Raw genomic sequence first — 19,812 nt, forward strand, 5'->3', positions numbered from 1 at the left:
ATCAAGCTTACGGAGGAAATAAGCTGTTTTCATCTAACTTAGAGATTCAGGTTCCGGTTGTTATTGGTAGACCTATTTAACCCGTTATTAATAGCAATCAAGTTGCAACGCGTAACAGTAAGTGAAATACGTAAAAGCTTCTAAGGTAACACTCTTAGTTGTTAACAATTTGGATAGTAATACCGCAAAATTCTTGCTTCTTCGTCAAAATATGGGTCCATACATAGTTATCGGACACGCCAGCTCAACGTAATGAGTGACGAAGCGTAATAAACTTGATGTGCTATGTATAAGTACATTAAGTGCAACATCCTAGCCGCACTTACACAGTGCGGCTTTTTTATTTTTAAATATTTGCTATTGAAAATAATATAGTATTGATATCTAAATATAAATCACTGTTATCCACAAAAAAAGTGGGTAACTATTCTAGCGAGTTGATAGGTTATAATTATTATTGTTGTAATATGATTTTGAGTAAACATTGGCGTTTAGTGGCTGAAGCTGTGCGGATAAAAGAGCATAGTAACTAAAGATAAAGGTTAATTATTGACGTAATATTGAAGAAGGAATGTTATATGTTAACTATGATTGATATTGGCATTGATAATGCGGTGGCTTTTACGTTATCAGGAAAAGTAACAGAAGATGACATGAAGCGCGTTTTGATGGATGCGGAAGCGAAAACTGTCGATCATGGTGGAATTGTTATCTATGAAGAAATTAACAATTTTTCGGGTATTGAATTAGCCGCAATTATAGAAGAATTAAAGTATCTTGTTTATGCAGGCTTAAAGCATATTACTCAAGTCGCGGTTGTTGCAGATGCTAGCTGGATCGAAAAAGTAGTTAAAATTGAAGATGCATTATTTCGTAACATAGATATTGAATACTTTACTTTTGCTGAAAAGCCACAAGCGATCACGTTTTTACAACTGCAATAAGTCAATTTAATATCAATTATAGCGTCAGTTAGTGGTTGTCGAAGCCTTATGTGTTAATACTAATACCCTATTAAGTTTACTAAGCCGCTACATTTTTCGTTCAATGAGCGAAGAATGTAGCGGCTTTTTTATATCTGGTTATTAGCGATGCATATCAAGGTATAAACTTTCAACTTTAGTACGTGCCCATTCAGTCTTACGTAAGAACTTAAGACTTGATTTGATGCTTGGATCATCATTAAAGCAACGAATGTTAATACGTGCACCTAGTTCATTCCAACCATAATGCTCTACAAGTTCAACCAATACTTTCTCTAAGGTAATGCCGTGTAGCGGGTTATTTTTCTGTGTCATGGTATATGCCGTCTGAGTGACTAATTTAAGATGTTGAGTGAGTCGTCGTAGTGTAACTGACAATGGTCAGATAACCCACTGTCGTTTTTAGTGGTATGCATTATAGCTAAACTGCGGCGTGTAGGGATCGATGTATTGAGAGGCTTTAAATTACCTGAAATATAATCGACATGATTGAGCTATTTTATTAATGGTAACGTTAAAAATAAATGCTTTATATATTTAAGACAATCGACTGCGATCGATGATTAATAATAATACGATAAAAACTATATGCTTTACGCTTTCTTCTTAAGAAGAATAAGCGGTATTTTATTTTTATTATCAATAAGATTGTAATAATTTAATTGGCGGTTGGTTATTTATCTGACTGATTTTTTTTCTTCTTTGTAATGCACATTTTGGACAGCCACTACCTGCAAGATGGTTGGTCGGTAATTGGGTGAATTGATCATGAATAGTGCAAATAATAATACCTTTTGTTCGCATATTTTGATATTCAAATAATGAATAGTTATACCGATTGCCATGAATTTTTCTTGCATCAATGATAAATTGTTTTGTGGTTTTTTTTTGATTGTTGTTCACACATTTTGGACAGCCACTACCACGTAAATGAGCATCAGCACGTTGAGAAAAATCACCATGAATAAGACACGTTATGTCTATTTTTTGGAGCGCACTCGTGTAGTTCACATTAGAGTATTGATAGCGATTATGGTGAATTTTATTAGCCTTTGTTATATATACTGTTTGTGAGTGATGATAAGACGATGCACATTTTGGACAGCCTTTTCCTGCAAGATGTGCGTTAGGACATTGTTCAAAATCACCATGAATCTGACAATATATAACCCCTTTCTGTAATGCCCCTTTATAGATAAATCCCATATAAGAATATTTACCGCCATGAATGGTTGTTGCTTGAGCTATAAAATCACCAATATTCTTTTTTAGCTTACCCGAACAGGTAGGACAGCCATGCCCGGCAAGGTGAATATCGGGTCGTTGATCAAAATTCCCATGTATAGGACAAGTGATCGTACCTTTTGTTTTGGCGTTTATATAATCAAAAAACGCATAGCTGTACTGTTGTTGATGGCGATTTTCTGCTTTCCCGACAAAGGTGTCTTTTTTTTTCGTCATTATATTTTGGTTTCTAAAAAGAGTTTATAATGGTGCTTTTTTGTTAACAATGTGATTCTTAATGTATCGGTTAATTACTTATGTTGAAATGAAGATGATCCACTTGTTGAGAAAATAACGTTTTTTTATATAGGGTTAATACAAACGGAGAGATCTCTTTAATGTAAACATAAGTTAAGATATATTAATGATTAGTTATGCGTAATATGTACATTATAATGGAAATATTAGCTTGCAACATCAAGCACCAAAAATAGTAAACATTGTTTGCATTTATTTTAATGGATATCGTAAAACTGATCAGGTAGATTTCATACGGCAGAGAGTTAGCTTAAACGTATTGAAAAATAAGATCATTAGCGAAGTGTGTTAATAAATGTAACTTATTCTAATATTTTTAAATAAGATCGACGTTTGAAATTTCATTAAGAAGAACGATAAATTAAAAATGATTCAGTATTCATGTTGCTTCAACCTGTACATGGTGTTGATAAGGATTAATTAACGGTTTTATATTTTCTGTAATAAACACAAGTAAGAAAGGAGTTGTAATAGTTAAGATACAGGGTGTAGAGGATTTAAATATGAAAGCAGACTCTGGTTGTAACGATATTCTTTCTGCAGCAAAAATCATATTACTCGGGCAGTCAATACTTGGATTTTTGTTTATAATATCCATTTGTATTACAAATGACACGTTTGGTATGAAATCTGCAATTATAGGTGTTGCGATTGCCATTATTCCTTCATTGCTCGGACTTGGTAGTGCGGCATATAAATTGAAGATAAATAAAGACGTTAATATTAGATATTTAGCCAAGCTTAACACGTTGGTTAAATGGGTTTATACCGCTTTAATGATATTAGCTGTGGCTCGTTTTATACCGGTTGATAACAAAATTATGTTATTGGCCTATAGCGTTACATTTTTAGGATGTTTTTTAACTCCGATACTTAACAAACCTCAATTTAGGATGACGTAAGGTGGAATCAGTAACTACCGCTCACGATTATATTGAGCATCATCTAACATTCTTCACTGTGGGTAAGGGTTTTTGGAGCATTAACATTGACTCCATGTTCATGGTTTGGTTGTTAGGTTTACTGTTTATCGGTGTCTTTAGATATGTTGCTTCACGAGGAACCAGTGGCGTTCCTGGTAAATTGCAATGTTTTATTGAAATAACCTATGAATTTGTAAACAACCTTGTTAAGGAAATATTTCAAACAAAAGATAAGTTAATTGGTCCATTAGCATTAACTATTTTCGTTTGGGTTTTCTTAATGAATGCAATTGACTTATTGCCAGTTGATTTTATTCCTGCACTTGCTCGCTTACTTGGTTTTGAGCATTTCCGTGAATTACCTTCTGCCGATGTCAATGTGCCGATGTCAATGGCGCTTGGTGTGTTTATGTTAATCATAATTTACACATTAAAAGCAAAAGGATTAAGTGGTTTTATTAAAGAACTCACGACACAACCTTTTGAAAGTCCATGGCTTTACCCGGTGAATTTAGTTTTGGAGTTAGTGACATTAATATCAAAACCAATTTCTCTCGGTCTTCGGTTGTTCGGCAACATGTACGCAGGTGAAATGATTTTCATCTTAATAGCGTTGATGCCGTGGTGGATGCAATGGGCGCTCAGCGTTCCATGGGCACTATTCCACATTCTTATTGTGTTCCTTCAAGCCTTCATTTTTATGGTACTAACCGTTGTGTACCTTGCGATGGCAACAGAAGAGCATTAATAAACTAAGTTCGATTTACATTTTAACTATTTAATAATTTTGGAGTCATTCATGGATATTGTAAGTGCAGTTCTTTATGTTGCTGGTGCACTACTGATTGGTTTGGGCGCTGCAGGTGCGGCTGCTGGTATTGGTAATTTAGCGGGTAAATATCTTGAAGGTGTTGCTCGTCAACCAGATCTTATGCCGATGTTACGTACGCAGTTCTTTATCATGATGGGTCTTGTCGATGCGGTTCCTATGATTGGTGTTGGTATCGGCCTTTACATCATCTTTGCTGTAGCTTAATAGCTAAACTACCGTTATTTATCATAACGTTATTTAAATAGTGAGGATGGTATGAATTTAAATGCAACCATGCTTGGTCAAGCAATTTCCTTTGTGATTTTTGTTTGGTTATGTATGAAATATGTCTGGCCGCCGCTTACTGCGTTAATAGAACAACGCCAGCGTGATATTGCCGATGGACTTATTCATACTGAAAACGCAGCAAAAGAACTCGACATCGCGAAAGCAAATGGTGCCAAAGTTCTTGAAGATGCGAAGAAAAGTGCGAGTGAGTTAGTTGAGCAAGGTAATAAGCGTCGAGCACAGATTATCGAAGATGCCCAAGCTGAAGGCGTGAAAGAAAAAGCCCGTCTTGTAGCGCAAGGTCAAGCTGAGTTAGAAAGCGAACGTAATCGCATTCGTCAGGAACTACGTGCTGAAATGTCCGATATGGTCATTGCAACTGCAGAGAAACTGATTAATCGCAATTTGGATACTGATGCTAACCGCGATCTCGTTAATAAACTTATCACGGATATGTAAGCGGAGAGCGCATTATGTCAGATCCACTAACCATTGCTCAGCCCTATGCCAAAGCTGCATTTGATTATGCGGTTGCTAATCAGGCATTGGAACAATGGGAGCAAATGTTGACCATCGCAGCAACGGTTGCTAGTCAACCAATCATTGCTCAGCAGATTGAAGACAGCGAACAGTTTGGTGCTAATGATTCAGCAGCGTTTACTGACATGTTCTTGGGCGTTTGTGAAGGTCTACTGGACGAACATGGCCAGAACCTGATCAAAGTAATGGCTGAAAATGGACGTCTAAATGTGATCGTTCAGGTTGTCGAATTGTTTCATGAGCTTAAAGATGATTATGAACGCATGGTTACTGCGCATGTCACTACTACTGAGCCATTAAGCATTCAACAACAAGCCAATTTAGTACAGGCGCTGCAGAAAAAATTAAATCGTAGTGTTGAGCTTGATTGCCACATCGATGAAACGCTAATAGGCGGCATACTGATCAACGCTGGTGAACTGGTGATTGACGGTACGCTTAAAAGCTCTATCAACCGACTCGCAACGAGCCTTCAGGCGTAATAGGTAATAGATATGCAACTAAACTCTAACGAAATTAGCGATTTAATTAGACAACGAATCGCAACCTTCAACGTGACAAGTCAAGCACGTAACGAAGGGACTATCGTCTCTGTAAGCGACGGTATTATTAATATCAATGGCCTTGCTGATGTTATGCAAGGTGAGATGATTGAGCTACCTGGCAATCGTTATGCATTGGCACTTAACTTAGAGCGTCACTCTGTTGGTGCGGTAGTTATGGGTCCTTATGCTGATCTTGCTGAAGGCATGAAAGTGACCGGTACAGGTCGTATTCTTGAAGTACCTGTTGGTAAAGGTTTATTAGGGCGTGTTGTTAATACCCTAGGTCAACCTATTGATGGTAAAGGCGCTATTGAGAATGACGGTTTTGCGCCAGTAGAAATTATTGCTCCAGGTGTTATTGAACGTAAATCGGTTGATCAGCCTATTCAAACCGGTTACAAAGCCGTTGATGCAATGGTGCCAATCGGCCGTGGTCAGCGTGAGCTTATCATCGGTGACCGTCAAACAGGTAAAACAGCGATGGCGATTGATGCCATCATTAATCAGAAAGATTCTGGTATTTACTCTGTTTATGTCGCTATCGGTCAAAAAGCATCAACTATTGCTAACGTAGTACGTAAGTTAGATGAAAACGGCGCACTACAAAATACTATTATCGTGGTTGCCTCTGCTTCAGAAGCCGCAGCATTACAGTACCTAGCACCTTATGCTGGTTGTACTATGGGCGAATATTTCCGTGACCGCGGTGAAGATGCATTGATTGTTTATGATGATTTATCAAAACAAGCCGTTGCTTACCGTCAAATTTCACTATTGCTTAAGCGTCCACCAGGCCGTGAAGCTTATCCTGGTGATGTTTTCTACCTTCACTCCCGTTTGCTAGAACGTGCTTCACGTGTAAATGCACACTATGTTGAGCAATTTACTAATGGTGAAGTAAAAGGTAAAACCGGTTCATTAACCGCATTGCCGATTATCGAAACCCAAGCGGGTGACGTATCTGCTTTCGTACCAACAAACGTAATCTCGATTACTGATGGTCAGATCTTCCTTCAGACTAACTTGTTTAATGCAGGTTTACGTCCAGCGGTAGATCCAGGTATTTCAGTGTCTCGTGTTGGTGGTGCTGCGCAAACTAAGATCATTAAGAAACTGTCTGGTGGTATTCGTACAGCATTGGCACAGTATCGTGAACTTGCAGCATTTGCTCAGTTCTCATCTGACCTTGATGATGCGACCCGTAAGCAGCTTGATCACGGTGAGAAAGTAACAGAACTGATGAAGCAAAAGCAGTACGCGCCAATGTCTGTAGCGGAACAAGCACTTGCTATCTTCTCTGCTGAGAAAGGTTATTTAAACAGTGTTGAGTTATCTCAAATTGGTGCGTTTGAAGAAGCATTAATGGCATTTGCTAAGAGTCAACATGCAGAGTTGCTTGCTTCTATTAATGAATCAGGTGATTACAACGATGATATCGAAGCAAGTCTACATCAGCTTCTAAAAACATTCGTTGATACGCAGTCGTACTAAGTAACGCGAATATTTTCCGTCTAGACGACGCAGTATGAATGTAGATAGGAGCTAACCATGGCAAATGCAAAAGAGATCCGCACTAAAATCGCTAGCGTACAAAATACGCAAAAGATCACTAGTGCAATGCAAATGGTTGCCGCAAGTAAGATGCGTAAAGTTCAACATAACATGGAAGCAACCCGCCCTTACGCAGAGAATATGCGTAAGGTGATCGGACACTTAACTTCTGGTTCGTTGGAATATAAGCATCCCTATCTTGAAGAGCGTGAAGTAAAACGAGTCGCTTACATCATTATTTCCTCAGATCGAGGATTATGTGGTGGTTTGAACATTAACTTGTTCAAGAAAGCGTTGGTCGATATGCGCCAGTGGCAAGATCAAGGGGTTGATGTAGATACCACCTTGATCGGCTCAAAAGCAATTTCGTTTTTCCATCGCTTCGGCAACGTGATTGCACAAACATCAGGTATTGGTGATTCACCAAAACTGGAAGATATTTTAGGCCCGGTTAATGCCATGTTGGAGTTTTTCGACCAAGGCAAAATTGACCGTTTGTTCCTCGTTTACAACCAATTTGTAAACACCATGGTGCAAATGCCAAAAGTAACCCAGTTGTTACCTAACCCTAAGCTTGAACAAGAAGCATCAGATGATGTGAATAAAGCAAGCCGTTGGGATTATATCTATGAGCCTGATCCTAAACCGATCCTCAATGAATTGATGCTTCGTTATATCGAATCACAAGTCTATCAAGGTACCGTTGAGAGTATCGCTTGTGAACAAGCCGCACGAATGGTTGCAATGAAAGCTGCAACAGATAACGCGGGTGAGCTGATTAATGATCTTCAGCTTGTATATAACAAAGCCCGTCAAGCAGCAATTACCCAAGAGCTAAGTGAAATCGTCTCTGGGGCACAAGCCGTTTAAACAGAATTTTAAGGACATCAAATGAGTACTGGTAAGATTGTCAAAGTCATCGGCGCTGTCGTTGACGTTGAATTTAATCAAGATAGCGTGCCACGAGTATATGATGCGCTTACCCTGAGTGACAGTGAGCATGCAGCGCTTGTTCTAGAAGTGCAGCAGCAAATTGGTAGCGGTGTTGTACGTTGTATCGCAATGGGTTCATCAGACGGTCTTCGTCGTGGTTTAGAAGTGGTTAATACTAAAGCGCCAATTTCTGTACCTGTAGGTGAAGAAACTCTTGGCCGTATCATGAACGTATTGGGTACTCCAATCGATGAGTGTGGTGAAATTGGTGAAAAGAAAAAATATGCCATTCACCGTGCTGCACCTTCTTATGAAGAACAATCAAGCAGCTCTGAATTACTAGAGACTGGCGTTAAGGTTATCGACCTTATTTGTCCGTTTGCTAAAGGTGGTAAAGTTGGTTTGTTTGGTGGTGCGGGTGTAGGTAAGACCGTTAACATGATGGAACTTATCAACAACATTGCTAAAGCGCACTCAGGTTTATCAGTATTTACAGGTGTTGGTGAGCGTACTCGTGAAGGTAATGACTTCTATTACGAGATGAAAGACGCTGGGGTACTGGATAAAGTAGCCATGGTTTATGGTCAGATGAACGAGCCCCCAGGTAACCGTCTACGTGTTGCATTAACGGGTTTAACTGTTGCAGAAAGTTTCCGTGATGAAGGCCGTGATGTATTGTTATTTATCGATAACATTTATCGTTACACTTTGGCAGGAACAGAAGTATCAGCATTGCTAGGCCGTATGCCATCAGCGGTAGGTTATCAACCAACACTTGCTGAAGAAATGGGTGTATTGCAAGAGCGTATTACATCGACTAAAACAGGTTCTATTACTTCTATTCAAGCGGTATATGTACCTGCCGATGACTTAACTGACCCATCACCAGCAACTACGTTTGCTCACCTTGACGCGACGGTTGTATTGTCACGTAATATTGCAGCATTAGGTCTATACCCTGCGATTGACCCACTGGATTCGACTTCACGTCAACTTGATCCTTTGGTTGTTGGTCAAGAGCATTATGATGTTGCTCGTGGCGTACAAACTGTGCTTCAGCGTTATAAAGAATTAAAAGATATTATCGCTATTCTTGGTATGGATGAGCTATCTGAAGAAGATAAGCAAACTGTATCTCGTGCACGTAAGATTGAACGTTTCTTAACGCAGCCTTACCACGTAGCGGAAGTATTTACAGGTCAAAAAGGTATTTTTGTTTCTCTTAAAGAGACAATCATAGGCTTTAAAGGCTTATTAAGCGGTGAGTATGATGACATTCCAGAACAAGCATTCTTGTACTGTGGTGGCATTGAAAATGTACTCGAAAAAGCGAAAACCTTATAAGGCTTAAGGAGTCATTATGGCTATTGGCGTTACTGAGAACACGTTCCAACTCAATATCGTAAGTGCTGAGGGATCTTTGTTCTCTGGTCCAGCCCACGCGCTGGCAGTTTCAGGCTCCGATGGTGAGTTGGGTATTCGCCCTGGTCACTCTCCGTTATTAAGCCGATTAAAACCAGGTGTAGCGAGTTTTGTCATAAATCTGAAGGATCCCGAAGAAATCCTTTATATTTCTGGCGGTATAGTTGAAGTTCAGCCCAACGTAGTAACTGTACTTGCCGATACGGCAATGCATGGGAAGGACATCGATCAAGCCCGCGCTGATGAAGCTCGTCGCGCCGCCGAAGAAAACATCAACAGGCATGCTGATGATGTTAACTTCGCAATGGCGGAAATGGATCTGGCGAAAGCAATGGCACAATTACGTGCAGTTGAATTAACGCAGAAACAAATGCGCCGTTAAACCAGTTGGAATAAAACGTTAACCGTGCGTTGTAACTCAATCACCCTTGTTTTAATGTGTGGTTATTGTCTTATTCTTATTGGTCCCCGTCTCTATAGGTCTCCAGCCTAATACCAAGGGACAATATAATAAATATACAGGATGTTATTTATTATAGGTGGACGTTCAGTTTACCATCACTATCTAAAGCCCCTGCGCTGTACCGAGAGCAGGGGCTTTTTTTGTGTTTTTTTTTGTGTGATTGATGTCACATTCTGGTGTATGTTGATAATTGTTAATAGTCGCGATTATTGAGATAAAATGAGAAATAAAGGTTTTACATTAATTGAATTGGTGGTTGTGATTGTTATTCTAGGAATCTTAGCCGTTGTCGCTGCGCCTAAGTTCATGGGATTACAGCAGGAAGCACGCATTGCTGATTTGAAAGGGCTTGAAGGTAGTTTAAAAGCCGCTAATGAAATGGTTTATGCAAAAGCTGCAATGAAAGGGTTAGAGCAATCTCAAAGAGAAGATGGCGGCGGCGATGGTAATGCTGGAAAAAATCAAATCATCATTGATGGGCAACCAATTGCTTTGCATTTTGGGTATATAACCGCAGGTAAAGAAAATATAGAACGAATTCTTAATGTTAGTCGTACTGATTGGAATATTTTAGGTTATGCGGGCTTTTTCTCTCCTATATATTTAACGCCAAAAACAGCGACTGCTTTTAATGCAACAAGTCCTGCAGATATTGAAAAATCGAACTGTTATTTATCTTATGGTTTCCTTAATCCTCATGATGGGCCATGGAATATACCGCAATATAAATTAGTCACATCTGGCTGCTGATTGTATTTATAGTTACCCTGAGAGTGAAATTTATCAAAGAAGGATAGATAGATGTGACTCATTGCACTCTATCTATTTTTAATTTGAAATATGTATAATAATAAATCATTAAAAGTGAATTTTTATTGAAAAAATGTCATTTATGAGAATTAAGACACAGATTGAAATGAAAAAAGACCAATTATGAATAAATATGTAATATAAAAATGTAAAATCCTTTAAATAGCCACACATATAACAAGGCTAACTAAAGGATCATACTTATGAAAAAACGCTATATTGCTTTAATTGCTGTTATCGGCATTATTATTGGTTGGATAACTTTAGGGGGTACACAAGCTGTACTTCATGCAACCTCTAGTACTGAATTTTGTGTATCGTGCCATACGATGCAAAAACCACTCGCTGAATATCAAGGTTCAGTTCACTTTAGTAATCAAAAAGGCATTCGTGCAGAATGTGCTGATTGCCATATCCCTAAAGATCCTATTGATTATTTAATTACTAAGGTTCGAGCTTCTAAAGATATCTACCATGAATTTGTTACGGGTAAAATTGATACTGATGCTAAGTATGAAGATCACCGTTTAGCAATGGCTGAAACCGTATGGGAGCAAATGCGTGAAAACGATTCTGCTACTTGTCGTTCTTGCCACAGCTTTGATGCAATGGAAACTTACGACCAATCTGCTAGTGCACAAAAAATGCATGCATACGGAAGAGAAAATAACCAAACTTGTATTGATTGTCATAAAGGTGTTGCCCACTTTGCACCACAAGCTACGCTAGATACCTCCGCTTTTGATCACCTTTTTGACATGGCTAAAAATACTAAAGCAGATGCAGTAAACGTTTACCCAATTAAAACTATCAAAATGGCTGATCTTGCGACGATTAATCCGACGGTTGAATTAACCACGGTTGCGTATAAAGATAACCAACGCACTGTTACTGTTTCTGGCTACCAAATGAAAGGCGCAGAATCTGTTATCTATATGGGTGAAGGTCAACGTTCAATTATCGCGACTTTGACTGATGCGGGTATTAAAGCATTAAAACTGGGCGATGCTAAGACTGATGCTTATGGTAATCAATGGCGTAGTGCTGAGCTAACAGGCATTATTGATGCGCCTGTTCTTGCTTCTAATCAACCTCTATGGGACTACGCAGAAGAATTAGATAATGTTTACTGTGCAACTTGTCACGCTAAAATTCCTGCCAATCACTTCACTGTTAACTCTTGGGGACCTGTTGCAAAAAGCATGGGCGCTCGTACTGATATCTCTGAGTTAAACCTTGAGATCTTAACTAAATTCTTCCAAAACCACGCGAAAGACGTGGCAACTCATCAATAAGGGAGTGGTGACTATGACAACTATTACTCGTCGCGGCTTTTTAAAAGGCGCAAGTGCATCTGCTGGTGCATTAGCAATCACCTCTATCGCTCCGTTATCGGTTAATGCTGCTACGCTTGGTCGTACTGATTCTTTGGTGCTAACAGCTGGCCGTATGGGACCTTTGCTTTGTGAAGTTAAAGATGGCCAACTTATCTCAACCAAAAGCGGCTTAGCGCAAACTGTACCCAACAGCTTACAACAAACAGGTCCTTCACAGGTTTACACCAAAGCGCGTGTTAAGTATCCAATGGTACGTAAAGGTTACTTAGAAAATCCAAGTGATCCTCAAGGTGTACGTGGTAGTGATGAATTTGTGCGAGTATCATGGGATGAGGCATATAAGCTGATCCATGAACAACATATGCGTATTCGTAAAGCTTATGGCCCTGAGTCTATCTTTGCGGGCTCTTATGGCTGGCGTTCAAGTGGTGTATTGCACAAAGCACAAACATTACTTCAGCGTTACATGAGTATGTCGGGTGGTTATGCGGGTCACTTAGGCGACTATTCTACGGGTGCGGCTCAAGTTATTATGCCGCATGTTGTTGGCTCGATTGAAGTCTATGAACAACAAACTACTTACCCTGTAATTTTAGAAAATAGCGATGTGGTTGTGTTGTGGGGCTTGAACCCCATTAATACGTTAAAAATCGCATGGTCTTCAAGCGATGGTCAAGGTCTTGAGTTTTTCCATCAACTAAAGAAATCAGGCAAAACTGTTATTATCATTGACCCAATGCGTTCAGAAACCGCTGAATTCTTTGGTGATAAAGCACAATGGATTGCACCTAACCCGCAATCTGATGTGGCGATGATGATGGGTATTGCTTATCAGTTGATTAAAACACAACAGCACGATACTGAATTCCTCGCTAAATACACTGTAGGCTTTGAGCAATTTGAAGCCTACCTAATGGGTAAAGAAGACGGCATCGAGAAAAGCCCTCAATGGGCAGAAGCTATCTGTGGTGTGCCAGCAAGACAAATGGAATTACTGGCTAAGATCTTTAAAGAAAACCGCACTATGCTTATGGCTGGTTGGGGAATGCAACGTCAGCAACATGGTGAGCAACGTCACTGGATGCTAACGGTGCTTGCTTCAATGCTTGGTCAAGTTGGCTTACCTGGTGGTGGTTTCGGCTATTCATACCATTACTCTAATGGTGGTAATCCGACGCGTGACGCTGGTGTTCTACCTGCAATGTCACCATCTTTAGGTGCAAGCTCAGCCGGTGGTAATGACTGGGCTGTTCAAGGTTCTGTGACGGCTTTCCCTGTTGCGCGTATTGTTGAATGTTTAGAAAAACCGGGAACAGAGTATCAACATAATGGCCATATGCTAACCTTCCCTGAGCTAAAAATGATCTGGTGGGCGGGCGGTGCTAACTTTACCCATCACCAAGATACTAACCGTTTGATCAAAGCATGGCAAAAACCTGAATTGATCGTTATTTCAGAACCATACTGGACGGCTGCGGCTAAACATGCGGATATCGTGCTACCTATTACGACCTCATTTGAGCGTAATGATATGACGATGACAGGGGATTACTCTAATCAACACCTTGTGCCAATGAAGCAAGTGGTTGAACCACAAAACGAAGCGCGTAGTGATTTAGAGGTGTTTGCTGATATGGCAGAACACCTAAAACCCGGTGGTCGAAATGTGTATATGGAAAACAAAACGGAGATGGAATGGCTGCGTGATTTCTATAAAACAGCACAAAAAGGCGGCCGTAACGCGCGTGTTCCTATGATGAATTTCTCTAAGTTTTGGGAAGCAAACAAACTTATTGAAATGAAGTGGAATGCAAAGAACGCCGAGTTTGTACGTTTTGCTGATTTCCGTAAAGATCCAATCATGAGCCCATTGGGTACGCCAAGTGGTAAAATTGAGATCTTCTCTAAAACGATTGAAAGCTTTAAGTTAGATGATTGTCCTCCACATCCAGTATGGATGGAGCCAACAGAGTGGATGTTTAATTACAATGATGGTGAATTGCAGTTAATGACATCACACTTAGCACACCGTTTGCACAGTCAGTTTAACTATGCTGATCTTCGTAAACAATATGCGGTACAGAACCGTGAACCGATTACGATCCATCCAGAAGATGCAAAAGCTCGTGGTATTAAAGATGGCGATTTAGTTCGCGCTTATAACCAACGCGGCCAAGTTTTGGTTGGTGCTTTTGTTTCTGATGGTATTAAAAAAGGCAGCGTATGTATCCATGAAGGTGCATGGCCTGATTTAGATCCTAAGACGGGTATGTGTAAAAATGGTGGAGCAAACGTATTAACGATGGATATTCCAACATCACGTTTAGGTAATGGTAACTGTGGTAATTCTGGTGTAGTGAAAATTGAGAAATTCACGGGTGTTGCTCCAACACTAACTGCGTTTACACCACCTAAAAATGGTTAGCTAGTAGTGTAACCTGATTTAAAAAAGCCGAGTATTAATACTCGGCTTTTTTGTAACTATTTAATAAAAAAGATATTTTCAATCACGCTGCACTAATTCTAGTTTAGCTAATTCTTTTTTTAATCGGTTTAATTGTGCTTTTTGCTTTTTTATTAAATTAGGTTGTTGATTAATTTCTTCTATTTTTTCTAATTTCTGCTGTCTTTCTCGAGCCGTTAACTTATCGTAAATGATACTGTTTTTTAATTTAGTCAATCGCTGTTGTTGATATTCACTATCATATTGTTCATTTTGTAATGCTTGCTCGGCTTGAGTTACTTTGTTTTTTAACGTGAATAATTGTTGTCCTTTATGATAACCCCGTAAAAATAGAGCTGAGGTCGATTGTGGACAAACACCAAGATAGCTATTGCCATTTGAACCAACAAAAAAGCCATGACTTTCAGTGCAGTATGTTATTAATCCCTGCTGATAACTTGCTTGATATTGGTTAAAGTTAGCATGAACCTTATATTCAGAGCACGCAGAGCTACGTTCATTAAATTGATTGGCTGATGCGCCTTGTGAACCATCGACATAGCCTAAAGCTGACCAATTTGCCGCTTGGCATTCTTGTTCATTCATTACGGAGCATGCACTTACCGTTGAGCATAATATAAGTGTAATAGTGAGTGATTTTATCGTCATGAATGATTATCTTATAATGAATAAAATGGAGTATTTTAAAGGGATCACAATTAAAAATAAAGTAAGGTATTTTTAATACTAATATCTATGCATAAATAACAGTGATTTTCTGGTAATAAAAAGGCTAATTAATTGCTAGTGCTATTATTTAATATATTAATAGAGTGTGTTAATTAAAAGCGATACCTATATTTAACGGTTATAGATATCGCTAATGATTAAAACAAATTCAAACCAAAGGCCGTTTTAATATCTGTTAAAACTTGCTGGGTTTGTTGGTTAGCATGTTCAGTGCCAGACTTTAGCACCTCAATGAGATAGTCTTTATTATTTAAATAATCAGCGCGACGTTCGCGTATTGGTGAGATTAAATCTTGTAGGCATTGTTCTAATATTTTTTTTGTTGTTCCATCACCTAAACCACCTTGACGATATTGCTGTTTCAACGTTTCAATATAAGCGCCATCTGGGTGGAAAGCATCAAGGTAAGTAAATACAATATTGCCCTCAACGCAGCCAGGATCTTCAACACGAAGATGGGTAGGATCGGTATACATTGATTTTACCGCTTGCGAAATAGTCTTACTATTAGCACCTAATGTGATGGTATTACCCATTGATTTAGACATTTTATTTTTACCATCAGTACTTGGTAAGCGAGCGACTTTACTCAATAGTGGTTGGCACTCAACTAAAATATTCTTACCTGCAATGGTGTTTATTTTTCTGACAATTTCATTTGTTTGTTCAAGCATCGGTAATTGGTCATCACCGACAGGAATTAAACTTGCACGAAATGCAGTAATATCCGCTGCCTGAGAAATAGGATAAGTTAAAAATCCAGCAGGAATAGAACGGCCGAAAGCTTTAGATTGAATTTCACTTTTAACGGTAGGGTTACGTTCTAAACGTGCAATAGAAACGATGTTAGAGTAATACATGGTTAATTCAGCAAGAGCGGGAATCGCAGATTGTAGACAAATTGTGGTAAGTTTTGGATCAATACCAACCGCTAAATAATCAGCGACAACATTAAGAATATTGTCTGCCACCTTCTGTGGATTATGACCGTTGTCAGTAAGGCCTTGCATATCAGCCACTAAAATATTCTGTTGGTATTGATGCTGTAATTGTACTCGTTGTTGTAATGAGCCAACGTAATGACCAAGGTGAAGCTGCCCTGTTGCACGGTCGCCAGTAAGAATAATCGGTTGATGTTGATCTGGTGTGATTGATGCTTGGGTGTTCATATGTTTCTCCGAAAAAGTGCGGCCGGAGAGGAGAGGAAATACGGATAAGATTAGGCGTATTCATTTGCAACCTTCCGGCGGCAAAATGAAATAGAAAGATAACTCTATATCAGCGCCGCTCTATGAAGAGCGCCACCAAAAGAAAAGGGGTAAGGTCTTGCTTGTTATCTTTATCATACTGTAAACGTATCAAAATAAATTAAAATAAACAAGATGAATCATCAAAGAAATGGATGATGTTTTTTATTGATTGATTATGTTTCTAGTTCTAATGCTTAGATTTAATGTGACTTTAAAAATTTGTAGTCTTTATGAAGTTAAAACGACATGTAAATAAGCTGATGTTACAGGTGCTAATATTGTAATAATAATTACTGGAGTGTAATAATGTATTTATATTTTGTTGTGATCATATAAATGAAGCGTGTCTTTTAATTAACAACGAGAAAGTATAATCATACTTGAGGCGCGTTTTTTTTCTAATAAAATGAGCAAATGAAAGGTCGTTTGATTTAATTTGTATTAAAAAATAACTAATATTGTTCAAATATTAGTTTATATAGACATAATAAATAGTATTTTATATTTTATTTTTGATCTTGAAATATAAAATAAACCTAAAAATAGACAACTAGACACTATTTTTATTGTTTTTTATTTAAATATAACTCTTTGATTATATTTTATTTTTTGGTTGGTTTTGAATTTTTATTAGCATCTTGTAGTCAACAAGGCAATCATGGGTTCATAATGACGGTTAATGGCATTTAGAAAATAAATTTCATCTTTGGTTGTGATATATGTTTATATACAGCCAACTTTAATACTGATATTCGTCTAAATTAAGACAATAAGCATTGTTGATTTTAACATGAATCAAAAAATAGAGATTCAACCGAAAAACACGATCCAGAATTATATTGATGGAATATCCATCAGTAATTCAGTCACTAATAAATATTCAATGTCAATGACACGTGTGCAATGGCGAATTTGGTTATTAGCAACATTTGGCAAGTTTTTTGAGGGTATGATCGTTTTTATGATGGGGTTAACGCTACCATTATTGACCCTACAATTTCATTTAACAGAGCTACAGAAAGGTATAATTAGTTCCTCGATTCTGTTTGGTATTTTAATTGGAGCAAGTGCTCTGGGTGGGCTATCTGATCTTTATGGACGTAAGAGAATGTTCATTATTGAGATGGCTTTACTCTCTATATGTTTGATAGGCATGGCGACTAGCCAGTCTTATTTGAGTATTTTAGTGTTTAACTTTGGCATTGGTTTAGCTTTAGGGTGTGATTATCCTACGGCGCACTTAATGATATCTGAAAGTATTCCATCCAAAAACCGCGGTAAGTTGGTTTTGGGTGCGTTTGCATTTCAGTCTATTGGTGTTTTACTTGGTATTTTAACCGGTATTTTTGTATTGACGTACGTAAACGACATCAATGCATGGCGGTTGATGTATGTTATTGCTTTGATTCCATCGTTGGCGATTACGGTTGCACGTTTCTTTATTCCAGAAAGTGCGCATTGGCTTTTGTCTAAAAATCGTAAGGCTGACGCTGAAATATCACTTAAGCGATTATTAGAGCGATCTCAACAGTCGACAATGCCAATTGAAGATGTACCGAGTGACGAAGTTGAATTAACTTCTTGGATACATGGTTATAAGCGATTATTTAAGGAAAAATATCGCGCAAAAACTATTTTGGCATCAGTGCCTTGGTTTATTCAAGATCTTGGTACTTATGGTATTGGTATTTTTACGCCTGTTATTCTTGCATCTGTACTTGATCCTCATCAAGCAACTGGTGGTGACGCGCTACATAACATCATTGCTAATACGGTTTACTTAGCAAAAGGTACTGCTGTCATTGACTGCTTGCTTATTGTTGGTGTTATCTGTGCGATTATTTTTTCAGAATCTGTTGGCCGTATGAAACTGCAAATTTATGGTTTTATTGGTTGTGCAGTAGGTTTACTGTGTGCGGCTGTTTCAGTGAAAATGCATGGTGATTATCAGATGTACATGCTGTTTTTAGGTTTTATGTTATTTAATTTTATGAATAATTTAGGCCCAAATGCACAAACATATTTGATTTCAGGTGAGATTTTTCCGGTGAAAATCAGAGCGAAAGGAGCAGGTTTTGCAGCATCAATTGCTAAATTTGGTGCTATTTTAACGGCTTTCTTATTTCCTATTCTATTACATGGAATTGGTGTGTTTACGCTCTTATTATGCCTAGTTGTGACGTCATTATTAGGCGCATGGGTAACGCATAAATACCGTTTTGAAACATCAGGTAGAAATATCGAAAGTATGTAATTACCGATATTAACGTATTTATTGAAAGGCACCAGTTAATGACTGGTGCCTTTTTTATATTTATATTTATATTTTGCTGATTGATAGTTTTAGTTATTGCCGTTAATTATATTAGCGATGTTTGCAGTGGTTATTGCCTTTTAAGTCGTAATTTTAGGTATCTATTTATTGACCTTCCCCTAAGTGTAATCCTTATGATGCTACTAAATAGATTGATAGCAGAGAGTAGAGGTCAAGATGAGTTGTTGTAATAAGGCCCCAAAAGGCGGGGCAAGTTTAGGGTTATTATTGAAGTTTATTGCTGTAATTTTTGTGTTGTTATTAATTGCTTCTTATTGGCAATAAGGTCTAGCTAATGAAACCTTCAATCGTTATAGAACCCCATCATCGTTGTTGCTATATCATAGATTCCAGTGTGAGTGTTGATGTGATGTTAGCTACATTGAAGACCAACCAATATATTCAGTCAGTAAACATTAACTCATCGCATAAATTGCAGTTGATTTATGATTTTAGATATATTGAATTTCAGCAGATATTGGCCATTATCAGCACTACAGGTGTTAACTATAAGAATGGTTTTTTTCAGCGATTAAAATATCAGCTGTATAGTGATGCTGATCTACAGGCGCGTGATAATCTAAAGATTACGCCATTTTGTTGTGATAAAGTCGCGATTAGGCGTGAAAATCTTTAGTCTGAGCGAAAATTAAGTCTTTTGATTGTTTGGCCGTCTTGAATAATGTTTTATTGATCCCTTTCTTCGTATAACAAACTAACTCCGCATAGCAAACTAATTAAGTGGGTATTTTTAATCGTCAATATGATTAAAAATGCGACTGTTCACATTTTTATAAAGTGGTTGGATATACACTCCATTTTATATTATGGCTTTATCATTACGTATAACTGTCGTTATGGTTATCTGTGATCATAAAGTGTGTTGCTATGGTTGTTATATACGGAG

19 protein-coding genes are annotated in these 19,812 nt (G+C 38.2%); 15 read left to right on the top strand and 4 right to left on the bottom strand.

Going from position 1 to position 19,812, the window contains the following annotated elements; genetic code table 11:
- Window positions 1–578 precede the first annotated feature (578 nt).
- Window positions 579–944 carry a SpoIIAA family protein gene (locus tag GLP24_RS10930; RefSeq protein ID WP_232616012.1) on the top strand — a complete coding sequence of 122 codons (366 nt, stop codon included), beginning with the start codon at window positions 579–581 and terminating at the stop codon, window positions 942–944.
- A gap of 141 nt (window positions 945–1,085) precedes the next feature.
- Here GLP24_RS10930 and GLP24_RS10935 read toward each other — a convergent pair whose 3' ends face one another.
- Both GLP24_RS10935 and GLP24_RS10940 read right to left on the bottom strand, forming a co-directional pair.
- Entirely contained in the window at window positions 1,086–1,298 is a 213-nt protein-coding gene (locus GLP24_RS10935) for a VF530 family protein (protein ID WP_101769364.1), read from the bottom strand.
- A 324-nt stretch (window positions 1,299–1,622) separates the two neighbouring features.
- Window positions 1,623–2,444, bottom strand: coding sequence for a hypothetical protein (locus GLP24_RS10940; RefSeq protein WP_232616013.1), 822 nt, complete (start codon window positions 2,442–2,444; stop codon window positions 1,623–1,625).
- 584 nt (window positions 2,445–3,028) lie between these two features.
- Here GLP24_RS10940 and GLP24_RS10945 point away from each other — a divergent pair.
- The 12 genes from GLP24_RS10945 to GLP24_RS11000 all read left to right on the top strand — a co-directional run bounded on the left by GLP24_RS10945 (window position 3,029) and on the right by GLP24_RS11000 (window position 14,573).
- Complete coding sequence (locus GLP24_RS10945) at window positions 3,029–3,427, top strand: hypothetical protein (protein WP_101769366.1); 399 nt, start codon at window positions 3,029–3,031, stop codon at window positions 3,425–3,427.
- A gap of 1 nt (window position 3,428) precedes the next feature.
- On the top strand, window positions 3,429–4,196 hold the full coding sequence (gene atpB, locus GLP24_RS10950) for a F0F1 ATP synthase subunit A (protein WP_101769367.1): 768 nt from the start codon (window positions 3,429–3,431) through the stop codon (window positions 4,194–4,196).
- 51 nt (window positions 4,197–4,247) lie between these two features.
- A complete protein-coding gene (gene atpE, locus GLP24_RS10955) occupies window positions 4,248–4,484 on the top strand; it encodes a F0F1 ATP synthase subunit C (protein WP_036791577.1) in 237 nt (78 codons plus the stop codon).
- A gap of 51 nt (window positions 4,485–4,535) precedes the next feature.
- Window positions 4,536–5,006 carry a F0F1 ATP synthase subunit B gene (atpF, locus tag GLP24_RS10960; protein ID WP_101769368.1) on the top strand — a complete coding sequence of 157 codons (471 nt, stop codon included), beginning with the start codon at window positions 4,536–4,538 and terminating at the stop codon, window positions 5,004–5,006.
- Window positions 5,007–5,020: 14 nt separating this feature from the next.
- The gene (locus GLP24_RS10965) at window positions 5,021–5,569 is read left to right on the top strand and encodes a F0F1 ATP synthase subunit delta (RefSeq protein ID WP_045037085.1); all 549 of its coding nucleotides are present in this window, start codon (window positions 5,021–5,023) and stop codon (window positions 5,567–5,569) included.
- Between the two features lie 12 nt (window positions 5,570–5,581).
- Window positions 5,582–7,123 (top strand): F0F1 ATP synthase subunit alpha, encoded by a 1,542-nt coding sequence (atpA, locus tag GLP24_RS10970; RefSeq protein ID WP_101769369.1) that lies wholly within the window; start codon window positions 5,582–5,584, stop codon window positions 7,121–7,123.
- A gap of 57 nt (window positions 7,124–7,180) precedes the next feature.
- Entirely contained in the window at window positions 7,181–8,053 is an 873-nt protein-coding gene (gene atpG, locus GLP24_RS10975) for a F0F1 ATP synthase subunit gamma (RefSeq protein WP_101769370.1), read from the top strand.
- Window positions 8,054–8,074: 21 nt separating this feature from the next.
- Window positions 8,075–9,460, top strand: coding sequence for a F0F1 ATP synthase subunit beta (gene atpD, locus GLP24_RS10980; protein WP_101769371.1), 1,386 nt, complete (start codon window positions 8,075–8,077; stop codon window positions 9,458–9,460).
- Between the two features lie 16 nt (window positions 9,461–9,476).
- Complete coding sequence (locus tag GLP24_RS10985) at window positions 9,477–9,920, top strand: F0F1 ATP synthase subunit epsilon (RefSeq protein ID WP_101769372.1); 444 nt, start codon at window positions 9,477–9,479, stop codon at window positions 9,918–9,920.
- A gap of 300 nt (window positions 9,921–10,220) precedes the next feature.
- The gene (locus GLP24_RS19845; RefSeq protein ID WP_269154988.1) at window positions 10,221–10,751 is read left to right on the top strand and encodes a type II secretion system protein; all 531 of its coding nucleotides are present in this window, start codon (window positions 10,221–10,223) and stop codon (window positions 10,749–10,751) included.
- 263 nt (window positions 10,752–11,014) lie between these two features.
- Window positions 11,015–12,106: a NapC/NirT family cytochrome c gene (locus GLP24_RS10995; protein WP_232575382.1), complete on the top strand. Its 1,092-nt coding sequence runs from the start codon at window positions 11,015–11,017 to the stop codon at window positions 12,104–12,106.
- 13 nt (window positions 12,107–12,119) lie between these two features.
- Window positions 12,120–14,573, top strand: coding sequence for a molybdopterin guanine dinucleotide-containing S/N-oxide reductase (locus tag GLP24_RS11000; RefSeq protein WP_232616014.1), 2,454 nt, complete (start codon window positions 12,120–12,122; stop codon window positions 14,571–14,573).
- Between the two features lie 78 nt (window positions 14,574–14,651).
- Here GLP24_RS11000 and GLP24_RS11005 read toward each other — a convergent pair whose 3' ends face one another.
- Both GLP24_RS11005 and trpS read right to left on the bottom strand, forming a co-directional pair.
- Window positions 14,652–15,197 carry a DUF2799 domain-containing protein gene (locus GLP24_RS11005; RefSeq protein ID WP_232599482.1) on the bottom strand — a complete coding sequence of 182 codons (546 nt, stop codon included), beginning with the start codon at window positions 15,195–15,197 and terminating at the stop codon, window positions 14,652–14,654.
- Window positions 15,198–15,478: 281 nt separating this feature from the next.
- Window positions 15,479–16,510, bottom strand: coding sequence for a tryptophan--tRNA ligase (gene trpS / locus GLP24_RS11010; protein ID WP_232613921.1), 1,032 nt, complete (start codon window positions 16,508–16,510; stop codon window positions 15,479–15,481).
- Window positions 16,511–17,381: 871 nt separating this feature from the next.
- Here trpS and GLP24_RS11015 point away from each other — a divergent pair.
- Both GLP24_RS11015 and GLP24_RS11020 read left to right on the top strand, forming a co-directional pair.
- Window positions 17,382–18,845: an MFS transporter gene (locus GLP24_RS11015; protein ID WP_152653325.1), complete on the top strand. Its 1,464-nt coding sequence runs from the start codon at window positions 17,382–17,384 to the stop codon at window positions 18,843–18,845.
- A 355-nt stretch (window positions 18,846–19,200) separates the two neighbouring features.
- Window positions 19,201–19,542, top strand: coding sequence for a hypothetical protein (locus tag GLP24_RS11020; protein ID WP_232616015.1), 342 nt, complete (start codon window positions 19,201–19,203; stop codon window positions 19,540–19,542).
- The last annotated feature ends 270 nt before the right edge of the window (window positions 19,543–19,812 follow it).

Origin of the sequence: Photobacterium carnosum (assembly GCF_021236965.1) — a bacterium.
GTDB lineage: Bacteria > Pseudomonadota > Gammaproteobacteria > Enterobacterales > Vibrionaceae > Photobacterium > Photobacterium carnosum.

Excerpts from the sequence above, each read along its gene's own strand:
- atpE (WP_036791577.1), top strand. The coding sequence starts at position 4,248 with ATGGATATTGTAAGTGCAGTTCTTTATGTTGCTGGTGCACTACTGATT.
- GLP24_RS11000 (WP_232616014.1), top strand. The coding sequence starts at position 12,120 with ATGACAACTATTACTCGTCGCGGCTTTTTAAAAGGCGCAAGTGCATCT.
- GLP24_RS10935 (WP_101769364.1), bottom strand. The coding sequence starts at position 1,298 with ATGACACAGAAAAATAACCCGCTACACGGCATTACCTTAGAGAAAGTA.
- GLP24_RS10985 (WP_101769372.1), top strand. The coding sequence starts at position 9,477 with ATGGCTATTGGCGTTACTGAGAACACGTTCCAACTCAATATCGTAAGT.
- atpD (WP_101769371.1), top strand. The coding sequence starts at position 8,075 with ATGAGTACTGGTAAGATTGTCAAAGTCATCGGCGCTGTCGTTGACGTT.
- GLP24_RS19845 (WP_269154988.1), top strand. The coding sequence starts at position 10,221 with ATGAGAAATAAAGGTTTTACATTAATTGAATTGGTGGTTGTGATTGTT.
- atpG (WP_101769370.1), top strand. The coding sequence starts at position 7,181 with ATGGCAAATGCAAAAGAGATCCGCACTAAAATCGCTAGCGTACAAAAT.
- GLP24_RS10930 (WP_232616012.1), top strand. The coding sequence starts at position 579 with ATGTTAACTATGATTGATATTGGCATTGATAATGCGGTGGCTTTTACG.
- GLP24_RS11015 (WP_152653325.1), top strand. The coding sequence starts at position 17,382 with ATGAATCAAAAAATAGAGATTCAACCGAAAAACACGATCCAGAATTAT.
- atpA (WP_101769369.1), top strand. The coding sequence starts at position 5,582 with ATGCAACTAAACTCTAACGAAATTAGCGATTTAATTAGACAACGAATC.
- GLP24_RS11005 (WP_232599482.1), bottom strand. The coding sequence starts at position 15,197 with ATGAATGAACAAGAATGCCAAGCGGCAAATTGGTCAGCTTTAGGCTAT.
- GLP24_RS10995 (WP_232575382.1), top strand. The coding sequence starts at position 11,015 with ATGAAAAAACGCTATATTGCTTTAATTGCTGTTATCGGCATTATTATT.
- GLP24_RS10940 (WP_232616013.1), bottom strand. The coding sequence starts at position 2,444 with ATGACGAAAAAAAAAGACACCTTTGTCGGGAAAGCAGAAAATCGCCAT.
- atpF (WP_101769368.1), top strand. The coding sequence starts at position 4,536 with ATGAATTTAAATGCAACCATGCTTGGTCAAGCAATTTCCTTTGTGATT.
- GLP24_RS10965 (WP_045037085.1), top strand. The coding sequence starts at position 5,021 with ATGTCAGATCCACTAACCATTGCTCAGCCCTATGCCAAAGCTGCATTT.
- GLP24_RS11020 (WP_232616015.1), top strand. The coding sequence starts at position 19,201 with ATGAAACCTTCAATCGTTATAGAACCCCATCATCGTTGTTGCTATATC.
- GLP24_RS10945 (WP_101769366.1), top strand. The coding sequence starts at position 3,029 with ATGAAAGCAGACTCTGGTTGTAACGATATTCTTTCTGCAGCAAAAATC.
- trpS (WP_232613921.1), bottom strand. The coding sequence starts at position 16,510 with ATGAACACCCAAGCATCAATCACACCAGATCAACATCAACCGATTATT.